This window comes from Actinomadura nitritigenes, assembly GCF_017573545.1.
Lineage (GTDB): Bacteria > Actinomycetota > Actinomycetes > Streptosporangiales > Streptosporangiaceae > Spirillospora > Spirillospora nitritigenes.
Genome location: NZ_JAGEOK010000001.1, coordinates 1 through 13,629 on the forward strand (window position 1 = coordinate 1; position 13,629 = coordinate 13,629).

At 75.0% G+C, this 13,629-nt stretch carries 12 protein-coding genes and 2 tRNA genes; 13 read left to right on the top strand and 1 reads right to left on the bottom strand.

Annotated features, from left to right (window positions below):
• The 4 genes from J4557_RS00005 to J4557_RS00020 all read left to right on the top strand — a co-directional run.
• A partial coding sequence (locus J4557_RS00005; protein WP_208264208.1) for an alpha-glucosidase C-terminal domain-containing protein occupies positions 1-563 on the top strand: 563 nt, incomplete at its 5' end.
• 2 nt (positions 564-565) lie between these two features.
• Positions 566-1,996, top strand: a complete 1,431-nt coding sequence (locus tag J4557_RS00010) for a maltokinase N-terminal cap-like domain-containing protein (RefSeq protein ID WP_208264209.1) — start codon at positions 566-568, stop codon at positions 1,994-1,996.
• A gap of 141 nt (positions 1,997-2,137) precedes the next feature.
• Entirely contained in the window at positions 2,138-3,238 is a 1,101-nt protein-coding gene (locus J4557_RS00015; RefSeq protein ID WP_243775063.1) for an NlpC/P60 family protein, read from the top strand.
• Between the two features lie 153 nt (positions 3,239-3,391).
• Entirely contained in the window at positions 3,392-4,378 is a 987-nt protein-coding gene (locus tag J4557_RS00020) for an aldo/keto reductase (RefSeq protein ID WP_208264211.1), read from the top strand.
• 43 nt (positions 4,379-4,421) lie between these two features.
• On the opposite strand, the gene J4557_RS00025 is transcribed toward J4557_RS00020, so the two are convergent.
• Positions 4,422-5,264, bottom strand: a complete 843-nt coding sequence (locus tag J4557_RS00025) for a PP2C family protein-serine/threonine phosphatase (protein WP_208264212.1) — start codon at positions 5,262-5,264, stop codon at positions 4,422-4,424.
• 205 nt (positions 5,265-5,469) lie between these two features.
• Between J4557_RS00025 and J4557_RS00030 the strand changes: the two genes are divergently transcribed.
• The 9 genes from J4557_RS00030 to J4557_RS49080 all read left to right on the top strand — a co-directional run bounded on the left by J4557_RS00030 (position 5,470) and on the right by J4557_RS49080 (position 13,628).
• Complete coding sequence (locus tag J4557_RS00030; protein WP_307799218.1) at positions 5,470-6,318, top strand: SAM-dependent methyltransferase; 849 nt, start codon at positions 5,470-5,472, stop codon at positions 6,316-6,318.
• Positions 6,319-6,505: 187 nt separating this feature from the next.
• The gene (locus J4557_RS00035) at positions 6,506-7,450 is read left to right on the top strand and encodes a metal ABC transporter solute-binding protein, Zn/Mn family (protein WP_208264214.1); all 945 of its coding nucleotides are present in this window, start codon (positions 6,506-6,508) and stop codon (positions 7,448-7,450) included.
• Positions 7,451-7,455: 5 nt separating this feature from the next.
• Positions 7,456-8,103: a metal ABC transporter ATP-binding protein gene (locus J4557_RS00040; protein WP_208264596.1), complete on the top strand. Its 648-nt coding sequence runs from the start codon at positions 7,456-7,458 to the stop codon at positions 8,101-8,103.
• On the top strand, positions 8,093-8,983 hold the full coding sequence (locus tag J4557_RS00045) for a metal ABC transporter permease (RefSeq protein WP_208264215.1): 891 nt from the start codon (positions 8,093-8,095) through the stop codon (positions 8,981-8,983). The genes J4557_RS00040 and J4557_RS00045 overlap by 11 nt, the downstream gene beginning before the upstream one ends.
• Positions 8,984-9,065: 82 nt before the next feature.
• Positions 9,066-10,217, top strand: a complete 1,152-nt coding sequence (locus J4557_RS00050) for a rod shape-determining protein (protein ID WP_243775064.1) — start codon at positions 9,066-9,068, stop codon at positions 10,215-10,217.
• A 43-nt stretch (positions 10,218-10,260) separates the two neighbouring features.
• A tRNA-Cys gene (locus J4557_RS00055) sits at positions 10,261-10,331 on the top strand.
• Positions 10,332-10,344: 13 nt separating this feature from the next.
• Positions 10,345-12,003: an ankyrin repeat domain-containing protein gene (locus J4557_RS00060; RefSeq protein WP_208264216.1), complete on the top strand. Its 1,659-nt coding sequence runs from the start codon at positions 10,345-10,347 to the stop codon at positions 12,001-12,003.
• 55 nt (positions 12,004-12,058) lie between these two features.
• Positions 12,059-12,131, top strand: a tRNA-Gln gene (locus J4557_RS00065).
• Positions 12,132-12,164: 33 nt separating this feature from the next.
• Positions 12,165-13,628, top strand: a complete 1,464-nt coding sequence (locus J4557_RS49080; protein ID WP_208264217.1) for an SDR family NAD(P)-dependent oxidoreductase — start codon at positions 12,165-12,167, stop codon at positions 13,626-13,628.
• Position 13,629 lies beyond the last annotated feature (1 nt).

The window sequence follows — 13,629 nt, forward strand, 5'->3', positions numbered from 1 at the left end:
CCGCCCGCCTCTACCTGCCCGTCATCATGGACCCCATCTACGGCTACCAGGCCGTCAACGTCGAAGCCCAGGTCAACAACCCCGGATCACTCCTGCACTGGACCCGCAAGATGATCGAGATCCGGCAGCGCCACCCCGTCTTCGGCGTCGGCAGCTACGTCGAACTGTCCGCCTCCAACCCCTCCGTCCTCGCCTTCACCCGCGAGATCGACGAGGCGGACCAGGACCGCTGGGGCGGGATGGACACCGTGCTGTGCGTCGCGAACCTGTCGCGCTTCCCGCAGCCGGTCGAGCTCGACATGCGCCGGTTCGAGGGGTACTTCCCCGTGGAGTGCATGGGCGGCGTGCAGTTCCCCGCCATCGGCGAACTCCCCTACCTGCTCACCCTCCCCGGACACGGCTTCTACTGGTTCCAGCTCATGCCCCCGGACACCGCGCCCGCCGATCCGCTCGACGAGCTGCCCCCGGGCCCGCCCGCGGACCTGCCCGCGGCCCCGGCGGGCGGCGCCGGGCCCGCGGACACCGCCGGGGAACCCGGATCCGGCGCGGAGAAGGACGGCTGAAGGTGCTGCCACCCGAAAGCGTCCTCACGCGGGACCTCGCGGAATGGCTGCCCCGGCAGCGCTGGTTCGGCGGCAAGGACAGCCCCGTCGAGGACCTGTCCATCGGCACCGCCACCGAGCTGCGGGCCGGCGACCCGGGCCTGTACCACCTCATCCTGGACGTCCGGCAGAACGGGGCGACCGACCGCTACCAGCTCCTTCTCGGCGTCCGCCGCGACCTGCCCGGGCGGCTCGGGTACGCGCGGATCGGCGGCCCGCCCGGCGGCGGCACCGCCGTCACGCAGCACACCTACGACGCCGCGCACGACCCGGACCTGACCCGGACGCTGCTGGAGCACCTGGCCACCGGCGCGTCGGTCGGCCCGCTGCGCTTCCGGCACGTGCCGGGCGCCCGCATCCGCACGGACCTGACGAGCCTGCCCATCACGGCGGAGCAGAGCAACACCTCGCTGCTGTTCGGCGACGCGTACATCTGCAAGCTGTTCCGCCGGCTCGGCGACGGCGTCAACCTCGACCTGGAGGTCAACCTCGCGCTGACCCGCGCCGGCTGCGAGCACGTCCCCGCCGTGCACGGCTGGATCGAGCTGGCCCCCGGCGGCGACGGCGCGGGCGGCCAACCCGTCACGCTCGGCCTGCTGTCGGACTACCTGCGCACCGGCGCGGACGGGTGGAGCCTGGCGATCGCGAGCGTCCGCGACTGGTTCGCGCACACGACGGAGCCGGAGGACGACGAGTGGGCGGAGCTGGACGCCAGCGCCGCCGGCGGCGACTTCGCCGCCGAGGCGGAACGGCTCGGCGCCGCCACGGCGGACGTGCACCGTGCGCTCGCCGACGCGTTCGGCGTGACGGTCCTCCCGGCGGACGACGTCCGCGCGCTGGCCGCGCGGATGAACGAGGAGCTGACCGGGACGTGCCGCGCCGTGCCCGTCCTCGCCCCGCACGCCAAGGCGCTGACCGGCGCCTTCATCGACCTGGCCGCGCAGGCGGAGCCGCTGCCGGTGCAGCGCGTGCACGGCGATTACCACCTCGGCCAGGTGCTGCGGTCCGAGTCGGGCTGGTCGCTGCTGGACTTCGAGGGCGAGCCGGCGCGGACGCAGAGCGAGCGCCGCGCCCTGTCGCACCCGCTGCGCGACGTCGCCGGGATGCTGCGCTCGTTCGAGTACGCGGCGCGGTTCCTCATCACCCGGTCCGGGACGGTGCCGCTGGAGTCGGGCGGCCACCTGGAGACGCGGGCGCACGCGTGGGCGGCCCGCAACCGGGCCGCGTTCTGCCGGGGCTACGCGGCGGCCGGCGGCCCCGACCCGGCCGCGCACGCGGTGCTGCTGCGCGCGTTCGAATTCGAGAAGGCGGTGTACGAGGTGCGGTACGAGGCGCGGCACCGGCCGGCGTGGCTGCCGGTGCCGCTGAAGTCGCTCGCCCATCTGACCGCTTGATCAAAGACACCGAATTCCGGCATCAATTCCACTCCATGATCACGCAAAATCGGCCGGTTCTCCCCCATTCAAGCGCGGCCACCGGGTACCCGAACTGTCGGCGGGATGATCAACCGACGAGGGAAAACGGAGAGCACGCGAATGTGCATCGCACGTCACTCACATCGGGACGGCGCCGGCCGCACCGCACGCACCGGCCGATCCGCGCGCCGTACCGGGCCGGCGGGCCGGAGACACCGGACGATCGCCGTCGCCGTCACCGCGACCGCGGCCGGGTTCGCGCTGTCGGTCCCGATGGGCGCCCCGGCCAGGGCGCAGCTCAACCCGACCGTCCTGAAGCGGCTCAACCTGGACGCCGCGACGCTGAGCAAGGTCAGGGCCTACGACCGGTACCGCACCAAGGTCGCCGAGCAGCGCAGCGACGCCAAGGAGGCGCTGGCGTTCGCGCGCGCGCAGATCGGCAAGCCGTACCGGTGGGGCGCGACCGGGCCGTCCAGCTACGACTGCTCGGGCCTGGCGATGGCCGCCTGGCGCAGGGCGGGGGTGAGGCTCCCGCGCGTCACCTACTCGCAGTACCGGGCGGTGGAGCGGAAGGTGGGCCTGGGCGCCCTGAGACCCGGCGACCTCGTGTTCTTCCACGGGCGAAGTCACGTCGGCATCTATGTCGGCCACGGCCGGTTCCTGCACGCCCCGCATACCGGCGCCCGGGTGAGGATCGACAGGTTGGGCGCGGCCCGAAAACGGGAGTTCGCCGGGGCGGTACGGCCCGGCGCACCGACAAAACAGACATTTTCCCCGTCCATTCGCGAGCTCGTCGACAAGATAGACAGAATGGCGGCGCAGGATCGCGAGGCCCGGCGAAAGCCGCCAGATAAGCGGCGGACCCCCCATCTTCCGCCACCCGACGACAGACCAGCGCACCACCCGGGAAACCCCTCGGCGAACACCCCCGCACATCCCGCGGCCCAGGCACCGCGAAGCGACGACACGTCGAACCACATCAGGCCTGGCGGACCGGACAGGGAGCCGGCCCCGCGGCCGAGGCACGTCAGGCCCGCCGCACAGCACCCGCACCACGCGAACGCGGATCCCGCGGACCACGCGAACGCGGACAACGCGACCCACGCGAACCGGCCGCACGGACGCCCCGGGGACGGCTCCCGGCCCGATTCCGGATGGCGGTCCTGGACACCGTTCGCGCACTCCGAGGCGTTGAGGGCGCCCGGACACGTACCCGGATGACCACAGTGGCACCGTACGCATGACCACGACCGGCACCACCCCGGCGACGCTCCGCCGCGGTGGACGCCGCCGGCGCGCCGCCCCGGACGTCCCGATGTCCGGGGCGGCGCGCCCGTTTGATCTGGAGCGCACTCCAGGTGCTTGGCTTGCCCCATGAAGTACACGCAGCTCGGCCGTACCGGCCTGAAGGTCAGCCGCCTCGTCCTCGGCACGATGAACTTCGGCCGCCACACCGAGGAGGCCGACGCCCACGCCATCATGGACTCCGCGCTCGACGCGGGCGTCAACTTCTTCGACACCGCCAACATCTACGGCGGCCAGGGCCGCACCGAGGAGATCCTCGGCGCCTGGTTCGCCAAGGGCGGCGGGCGCCGGGAGAAGACGGTCCTGGCCACCAAGGTGTACGGCGACATGAGCCCCGAGGACGACCCGTGGCCCAACCGGGACCGGCTCTCGGCGCTGAACATCCGGCGCGCGTGCGAGGCGTCCCTGAAGCGGCTCGGCACCGACCACATCGACCTGTACCAGTTCCACCACATCGACCGGACGACGCCGTGGGAGGAGATCTGGCAGGCCGTCGACGTCCTCGTCCAGCAGGGCAAGGTGCTGTACGCCGGGTCGTCGAACTTCCCCGGCTGGGGCATCGCGCAGGCGAACGAGGCGGCCGCGCGGCGCGGCTCGCTCGGCCTGGTCAGCGAGCAGTGCCTGTACAACCTGGTCGAGCGGCGCGCGGAGATGGAGGTGATCCCGGCGGCGCAGGTGTACGGCCTCGGTGTCGTCCCGTGGTCGCCGCTGCACGGCGGCATCCTCGGCGGTGTGCTGCGCAAGCAGAGCGAGGGCAGGACGGCCCGGTCCGGGTCGGGCCTGTGGGCGAAGATGCTGGAGGACCCGGCAGAGCGCGCGCGGATCCAGGCCTACGAGGACCTCTGCGACAAGCACGGCGTCGAGGCCGGGGACGTCGGCCTCGCCTGGCTGCTGACCCGTCCCGGCGTCACCGGGCCCATCGTCGGTCCCCGCGTCCAGGAGCAGTTCGACTCCGCGCTGCGCGCCGTCGAGCTGGAGCTGTCGGAGGAGTTCCTCGCCGCCCTCGACGAGATCTTCCCCGGCCCGGGCCCCACGCCCGAGGCTTTCGCCTGGTAAGGCGGTCGGGAGCCGCGGCGGCGCCCGGTTCCCCGGGGTCCTTCTACTGGTCCCGGGGACCGGCGGTGCCGGCCCGCCGGCCGCGCCGGGCGCGGCGTCCCCTCCCGCCGCCGGCCGCGGCGCCGAGCAGCAGCGGCTCAGGCCCCGCCGGGTCCGCGGCGCCTTCGGCGACGTCGGCGACGACGCAGGTGATGTTGTCCGGGCCGCCCGCCGCGTCGGCCAGCGCGATGAGGCGGGCGACGGCGTCGGCGGGCCGCGCGGCCCCGGCCAGCGCGTCGCGGATCGCCCCGGCCGGGACGAAGCCGGACAGGCCGTCGGAGCACAGCAGGTAGCGGTCGCCGGGCGCGGCGTCCTGCCGGAACAGGTCGGGGCGCTGGTCGCCGCCGGGCAGGAGCGCGCGGAGGAGCGTCGAGCCGTGCGGGTGGTTCGCCGCCTGGTCGGGGGTGAGCCGCCCCTCGTCGACGAGCGTCTGGACCATGGTGTGGTCGCGGGTGATCTGGAAGAGGTCGCCGCCGCGCAGCAGGTAGGCGCGGGAGTCACCGATGTGCGCCACCGCGAACCCGGCGCCGTCCCAGGCCATGGCGGTCAGCGTGGTGCCCATCCCGCGCAGCTCCGGATCGCCGGCGGCCAGCTCCTCCAGCCGCGCGGCCGCCCGCGCCACCGCCGCGGCGAGCGCGGCGGCGGGGTCGCCGTCCAGGTCGCCGGCCAAGGGCGCCTCGGTGAGGACGGTGATGGCGGCGGCGCTGGCGACGTCGCCGTGCGGGTGGCCGCCCATCCCGTCGGCGACGGCAAGCAGCGACGGCCCGGCGAGCGCCGAGTCCTCGTTCACGCGCCGCCGCCTGCCGATGTCCGTCCCCGCCGCGTACCGGAGCGAGAGGTGCGCCATGCACGCCAGCGAAGCACGCCGAAACACGATTCACAAGCAGCGCGGTGATGAGATGGGATCGGCCGGCCACGCGCCGCGGCGCCCCCGCCGCCGGGACGGACACGGGGCGGAACCGGACGGCCAAAGATCGAACGTGAGGCGGCGAACCGGTATACCGTTCCAACCGACACTGATCCCCACTTACTGCGCAGATGCGGAGCGGGTTGTGAACGACGACCAGCCCTCGATCGCCGACATCCCCAACGACGTGCCGACCTCGGCGCGCGCCTACGGGTGGCTGCTCGGCGGCAAGGACAACTACGAGGTCGACCGGCAGTTCATCCGGGGGCAGCTGGAGCACCATCCGGCCGGGCTGGACATCACCCGGCAGAACCGGCTGTTCCTCTACCGGGCCGTCCGCTACCTGACGGCCGAGGCCGGCATCCGGCAGTTCATCGACATGGGGTGCGGGCTGCCGACGGACGCCAACGTGCACCAGGTCGCGCGGCAGTTCGCGCCGGACGCCCGCGTCGTGTACGTCGACATCGACCCGATCGTGCTCGCGCACGGCCGGGCCCTGCTCGCCGGCGACGCGTCCACCACGGTGATCACCGCGGACATGCGCGACCAGGAGGCCGTCCTGGAGCACGAGGACGTCAAGCGCCTCATCGACTTCTCCGAGCCGGTGGCGACGCTGTTCCTGTCGGTGGGCCACCACCTGCCGGACGCCGACGACCCGAGGGGCGTCCTGCACGCCGTCATCGACCGCGCCGCGCCGGGCAGCCACCTGACGTTCTCGCAGGTCGCGTGCGACGACCCGGTGCGCAGCGCGGAGATGACCGCGCAGGTCACCGGTGCGGGCATCCCGTGGCAGACGCGGACGCCGGCCGAGATCGACGCGCTGCTGTCGGACTTCGACCCGGTCGAGCCGGGCCTGTGCAACCTCGTCGACTGGCGGCCGATGGACCTGCAGCCGCCGCTCGCGCCCGTCCCCGAGGAGCTGCGCAAGTACGAGGGCGCCTCGAAGCTGGACACCGGCATCTACGAGTACGGCGGCGTCCTGCGCAAGCGCTGACCCGCGCCCGCGGGGCCCTGACGGGCCGTCCTCCACTCAGGTGGGGGGCGGCCCGTTCGCTTTTTCCGCACCGCCTCGGGCGGCTCCAGGCGAGCGCCGCCGCTCGCCCCTCCACCCGTCATGGGACGCATCCGGACACGTCATGCTAAGTTGCACTGAAAACCGTTTTCATTTTCAGGAGCGACCCATGCCCCCACTGCCCCCGCGCCCGCGCCCGCGCCGAGCGGCCCTCCGCACGGCCGGCGCCGCCGCCGCGGCCGCGCCCCTGCTCGCCCTCGCCGCCTGCGGCTCGCCGTCCGGGGCCGCGCCCGCCGGGACGTCCGGCGGAGCGGTGCCGGTCGTCGCCTCGACCAACGTCTACGGCGACATCGCGCGGACGATCGGCGGCGGCGAGGTGCGCGTCACCTCGTTCATCAGCGACCCGGCGCAGGACCCGCACTCCTACGAGGCCGGGACGCGCGACCGGCTCGCGCTCGCCAGGGCCGGAGTCGTGATCGAGAACGGCGGCGGCTACGACGACTTCATGGGCACGATGCTGAAGGCGTCCTCCTCCAAGGCCGCGGTCCTCGACGCCGTGCGGATCTCCGGACGGACGGCGCCGAAGGGCGGCGAGCTGAACGAGCACGTCTGGTACGACCTGCCGTCCATGGCGCTGCTCGCCGACCGGCTGTCGGCGGCGCTCGCGAAGGCCCGCCCCGGACGCGCCGCCGTCTTCACCGCGAACGCGACCGCGTTCAAGGCGAAGCTGAAGGACCTCGAAGGCCAGGTCGCGGCGCTCAAGGCCGCGCACTCCGGCGACGGCGTCGCCGTCACCGAGCCGGTCCCCCTCTACCTGCTCGAAGCGGCCGGACTGCGCAACGAGACGCCGGAGGCGTTCAGCGAGGCGATCGAGGAGGGCGACGACGTCGCGCCGCGCACCATGCGGGAGACGCTCGGGCTGTTCGGCGGCGGGAAGGTGAAGGCGCTCGTCTCCAACGCGCAGACGAGCGGCCCGCAGACCGAGCAGGTCGAGAAGGCCGCGAGGGACCACGGAGTCGCGGTCGTGCCGGTCACCGAGACCCTCCCGTCCGGGCAGGACTACATCGGCTGGATGGCCGGCACCATCGCCGCGCTCGGGAAGGCGCTGTCGTGATCTCGATGCGCGGCGGGGCGCTCCGCTACGGCGACCGGACGGTGTGGAGCGGGCTCGACCTCGACGTGGCGGCCGGGGAGTTCGTCGCCGTGCTCGGATCCAACGGGTCCGGGAAGACGAGCCTGCTGAAGGTGCTGCTGGGGCTGCGGCGGCTGTCGGCCGGGACGGTCACGGTCGGCGGGCGCCCGCCGCGCCGCGGCGGCCCCCTCATCGGGTACGTCCCCCAGCACCGCGGCGTCCCGCCGTACACCCCGCTGCGGGCCCGCGACCTGGTGCGGCTCGGCGTCGACGGGCACCGCTGGGGGCCGCGGCCCCCCGGCCCGGACGCGCGGCGCCGCGTCCGGGAGGCGCTGCGCGACGTCGGGGCGGAGGCGTTCGCCGACGTCCCGATCGAGCTGCTGTCGGGCGGCGAGCTGCAGCGCGTCCGGGTCGCGCAGGCCCTCGCGTCCGGGCCGCGGCTGCTGCTCTGCGACGAGCCGCTGGCCTCGCTGGACGCCGCGCACCAGCGGATCGTCAGCGAGCTGGTCGGCCGCCGGTGCCGCGAGCACGGCACCGCCGTCGTGTTCGTCACCCATGAGGTCGAGCCGGTCCTGCCGTTCGCCGACCGCGTCCTGCGCATGCCCGGCGGGCCGGAGGCGCGCGATGTGGCATGAGATCCTCAACTTCGACGACTACGGGGCGCTGCTCGGCCTGGTCCGCAACTCGCTGATCGCGGGCGCGGTGCTCGGGCTCGTCGGCGGCCTCGCGGGGACGTTCGTCGTCATGCGCGACCTGGCGTTCGCGGTGCACGGCATCAGCGAGCTGTCGTTCGCCGGCGCGGCCGCCGCGCTGCTGCTCGGCACCGGCGTCGCGGGCGGCTCGATCGCGGGGGCGCTGCTGGCCGCCGCGCTCATCGGGGTGCTCGGCCGCCGGGCGCGCGACCGCGGCTCGGTCATCGGGGTGCTGATGCCGTTCGGGCTCGGCCTCGGCGTACTGTTCCTGTCGCTGTACAAGGGGCGCGCCGCCAACAAGTTCGGCCTCCTCACCGGACAGATCGTCGCGATCGACACGCCCCGGCTGTCGTGGCTGCTCGGCACGTCGGCGGTCGTGCTGGTGTGCCTGGCCGTCATGTGGCGGCCGCTGGCGTTCGCGAGCCTCGACCCGGACGTGGCGGCGGCGCGCGGCGTCCCGGTGCGCGCCCTGTCGCCGCTGTTCATGCTCGTCCTCGGTCTCGCCGTCGCCGTGTCCGTGCAGGTCGTCGGGGCGCTGCTGGTGCTCGCGCTGATCTGCACGCCGGCCGCCGCCGCGGTGCGGGTGACCGCGTCGCCGGTGCTGGTGCCGGTGCTCAGCGCCGCCCTCGCGACCGTGTCGGTGGTCGGCGGGATCCTGCTGTCCCTCGGCGCCGGCGTCCCGATCAGCCCGTACGTCACCACGATCTCGTTCGCGCTGTACGCGGCGTGCCGCGGAGCGGGCGCCGTCCGGGCCCGGCGCGGCCGGCCGGCCGGCCCGCGCGCACGCCTGGCGGCACGACACCGTCCCCACATGATCTCTTGACGCCCGCTCGGCACTGGCGGCCGGGCGGGCGCGGCCCGCCGGTCGCCGTATCCGGAATTCCCGATCCCTGTTCGTCGGGACGTTGCGATTCGCTTACCCGCCGATGGGCATCGCCGCAGGTCGGCAGGGCATCAGCACTCTGCGACTGCTGGGCGACAGGGAAGAAGGGGACGCGATGTGGGACTTCGCGGGCCGGGACACCGCCATCGACCTGGGCAGCTCGACGGTGCGGATGCATGTGCGGGACCGGGGGGTCGTCGCGCGCGAGCCCTCGCTGCTCGCCCGGTGCCTGCACACCGGCAGGATCCTCGCGCTCGGGCTTCCCGCGCAGGAGATGGCCGGGCGCAACCCCGACGTCCGCCTCGTCCGGCCCATCCGCGAGGGCGCCCCCACCGAGACCGACGAGGCGGAGTACCTGATGCGCGCCCTCGTCCGCACCCACCACAAGCGCCGCTACACCGCGCGGCCCCGCCTCATCGTGACGGTGCCGAGCGGCATGTCGTCCGTGCACTACCGGGCGCTGCAGTTCTCGGCGTTCCAGGCCGGCGCGCGCCGCCTCACCCTCGTGCCGACGCCGATCGCGGCCGCCATCGGGATGGGGCTCACCTCCTCCGGACGGCCGGAGATCGTGGTCGTCGCCGACATCGGCGCCGACATCACCGACGTCGGCGTCATCTCCTTCGGCGGGCTGGTCACCTCGCACACCGCGCTCGTCGGCGGCTCGTCGCTGGACCGGGCGATCGTCGCGCTGGTCCGCCGCGAGCACGAGGTGCGGATCTCCCAGTCCAGCGCCGAGGCCGCGAAGCTGGAGGTGGGCGCGGTGCCGCCGATCGGCCGGCGCGCGCTGCGGCAGACCGTCGTGCACGGCCGCGACCTCACCACCGGCATGCCGCGCGGGGTCGTCCTCACCACCGCCGACGTCGCCCGCGCCATCGCCGCGCCCGTCGCGGAGATCGTCGCGGCGATCCAGCAGGGGCTGGCGGGCTGCGGTCCGGAGATCTCCGGGGAGCTGCTCGGCGTGGGCATCACCCTGACCGGCGGCACCGCCCGCCTGCCCGGCCTGGACAAGCTCATCCGGGAGCGCACCGGGCTGGCCGCTCGCATCGGCGACGACACCGGCGACGCCGCCGTCATCGGCGCGGCCGACGTGCTGCGCTCGTCCGGGTCGCAGGAGCCGCCCGCCCGCCGCAGTTCCCCGCGCCCGCACCTGCTCACCACCGTGCCCGAGCAGTGACGGGTCGTCCCGTCCCGCCGGGGCGGCTAGGCTGCCGCCCGGCAGGGCCGTAGCGCAGAGGTCGACGCACCGCCTGCACAGCGGAGGACGCCGGTTCGATTCCGGCCGGCCCTGCCCCTGAACGGCGATGGGGGTGCAGGTGGCGTCCGACGCGTTCGCCGCCCTGCCGGCGAGGCCGGCGGCATGGCTGCGCGCCTGGCAGCGGACGCGCCGCCACCGGGTCCCCCGGTGGATGATCGAGCGGTCGGCACGGCACCGGCGCGCGGGCGACTGGCGCGGTGCCTGCGCGGCGGCGCAGACGGACGTCGCGTTCACGCTGGACGGCGTGGCGCGCGAGCACGGGTCCGCCGTCGCCCGCCGGCTCTCCGCTGATCTGCGGCATCTCGTGCCCGACCTGCTCCGCTGGCACCTGCCCCGGGGGCCCGGCGACCTGAGCGTCTTCGACGAGCACCTGAGGTTCGTCCTCGCGCGGTACGGCGACGGCGGCCCGGTGCTCCAGGTGTCCGGCCCCCCTTCCCTGCGGGCACCGCAACGGCTGCGGCTGGTGCTCACCGCCATGGCCGACCGGCGGGCGCGCGACTGGACGGGCGCGCGCCGCCTGTTCGACGACCGGCACTGCGGAGAGCTGATCGACGACTGCGGCGGCTCCGGCCGCGTCCCGTTCTTCCACGCCGACGGGACGCCGCTGACCCCGGAGGAGCTCCCCGCGTCCGATCCGGGGCCGGGCGGCACCGCGGCCCGCGCCGAATGGTCGATCATGCGCCACGAGCAGGGCGACGTCGCCGGCGCCTTCTCCGCCGCGGGATTCGAGCTCCGGCAGCCCGCGGACCCGGCCGAGCGCGCGGCGTTCATGGACGCCCTCCGGCTGCGCCTGGAGCGGCCGCCCGTGCTGGCGGCCCGCGTCCGCCGCCTCGCCGCCGTGCGCGGCGGCGATCCGGTCGTCGCGGTCCTCGGATCGCCGTACCTCCCGCGCGGGACGGTGGCCGCCGAGGCGGGCGGCGGACGCGAGCGCCCGCTGCTGAGGCCGGCGGCGCCCGGAGAGTTCCGGAGCTCGGCGGCGCCCGACCACTGGCGGCCCTTTCCCGACGCCGACCTGCTGCTCGCGGGCCTGATCACTCCGGACGAGCTGCATCCGCTGATCCGGTCCGCGCTGTTCCCGGCGCGTCCCGCCGCCGCGCCCGCCGGGCCCGCGGATCCTGAGCCGCCGGGACCCGTGCGGGTCCGCTGCCGCGGCGAGTGGCACGAGGTCCGCTGGAGCGGCGGCGCGCTGACGGGACCGCACGCCCCCGAGGAGGACCGGCGCGAGCAGGCCCTGCGCGCGCTCGGCGGCGAGCTCTCCGGCTGCTTCGCCGTGCGGGAGGCGTGGCGGACGGGCCCGGGCCGGCTGCCGCGCGAGCTGCGGCGCCGCCGGAGCGAGCTGTTCCTGCGGGCGCTGCACGGCGACGCCCCCGGCGTGCTCCGCCTGCTGGACGCGGGGATGGACCCCCGAGCGCGCGACGGCGAGGGGCGCACCCTGCTGCACTTCCTGCACGCCATGGACCACCGCCTGGTCCTTCCCCGGCTGCTGGCCGCCGGCCTCGACGTCGACGTGCGCGACCGGTCGGACCGCACGCCGCTGTCGACGGCGGTCACCGAGCACGGCTCGCCGGACACCGTCCGGGCCCTGCTGGAGGCCGGTGCGAGCAGGGACGCCGAGGCGGGCGGTCTCCGCGTCCGGGGGACGTTCGCGTGGCTCGTCCGGCGCAGCGGGCGCGAGGACCTCGAACCGCTGCTCGCCACGCCGTGAAGATCACCGAAATTCGGGTGGTTCGCCGGGATGGTTCCGTTACGCTGCCGGTGGCGGGGCTGTAGCGCAGAGGTCGACGCACCAATACTGCATGTTGGAGGACGCCGGTTCGAATCCGGCCGGCTCCGCCCCGATCAGGCTGACGGGGACGAGGGAGTGCAGTGACGGCCGTTGCGCGAGCCGGCGGGCCGCGACCGCCGGTCGAGGACGAGGCGCCCCGCCCCGAGGAGCTCGCGGCCTGCCTGCGGCTGCTGGAGCGCGCGCGGGCCACCGACCCGGACGATCCGCGCTGGCGGGCCGTGCACGAGGCGGCGTCGCAGCTGCACCGGTCCGGCAAGAAGACGCGGAAGGCCGCCCGCCGGACGCAGCGGCGCGCCGAGGACCTCGACGCGCTGGCCGCCGCCACCCGCTTCCAGGACCAGAATCCCGGCGCCCATCCCGAGCCCGCGCCGGCGAGCCCCGCGGAGGCACGACCCGCGGAGGCGCGACCCGCGGAGGCGCGACCCGCGGAGGCGCGACCCGCGTCCGGGCGGGTGCTGTCGCGGGCGCGGACCTGCTACGTCTGCAAGGCGCCGTACCGTGACGTGCACCCCGACTACCACCTGATGTGCCCGGAGTGCGCGGCGGAGAACCTGGCGCGCCGGCACGCCCGCTGCGACCTGCGCGGGCGGCGCGCCCTCGTCACCGGCGGCCGGATCAAGATCGGCTTCCAGGTGGCGCTGAAGATGCTGCGGGACGGCGCGGAGGTGCTGGTCACCACCCGGTTCCCGCGCGACGCGGCGCGCCGGTTCGCGGCCGTCCCCGACTCCGCCGAGTGGCTCTCCCGGCTGCACGTCCACGGCGTCGACCTGCTGGACCTGCCGGGCGTCGCCGGGCTGCTGGACGCCGTGCACGCCCGCTTCGACCACCTGGACGTCCTGGTGAACAACGCGGCACAGACCGTCCGGCGGCCGCCCGCCTACCACCGGGAGGTGCGGGCGGCGGAGGCGCTGCCGCTGACCGGCGCGGCGGCGCGCGTCGACGTCGCCGAGGGCGGCCGGGCCGCGCTGGAGGCGGGCCCCACCGCCGCGCTCGCCGTGCCCGACGACGCGCTGTTCCCGGCGGGGCTGACCGACGAGACCGGGCAGCCCCTCGACCTGCGCGACCGCAACAGCTGGACGCTGCGGCTGCACGAGGTCGACCCGGGCGAGTGGCTGGAGGTGCAGATGGTGAACGCGTTCGCGCCGTTCCTGCTGACCTCGCGGCTGCGCGGGCTGCTGGAGGCGTCGCCGTTCCCCGACCGGTACGCGGTGCAGGTGTCGGCGATGGAGGGCAGCTTCTCCCGCGAGCACAAGACCGTCCGCCACCCGCACACGAACATGGCGAAGGCGGCCCTGAACATGATGACCCGCACGTCGGCCGCGGACTACGCGGCGGCGGGCATCCACATGACCAGCGTGGACACCGGCTGGGTGACCGACGAGCGGCCGCACCCGGGCAAGCTCGAGCAGTTCGCCGCCGGGTTCCGGCCCCCGCTGGACGTGATCGACGGCGCGGCCCGGGTCTACGACCCGGTCGTGCGGGGCGTCGGCGGCGAGCGGCTGTCCGGCGTGTTCCTGAAGGACTACCGACCGGTGGAGTGGTGAA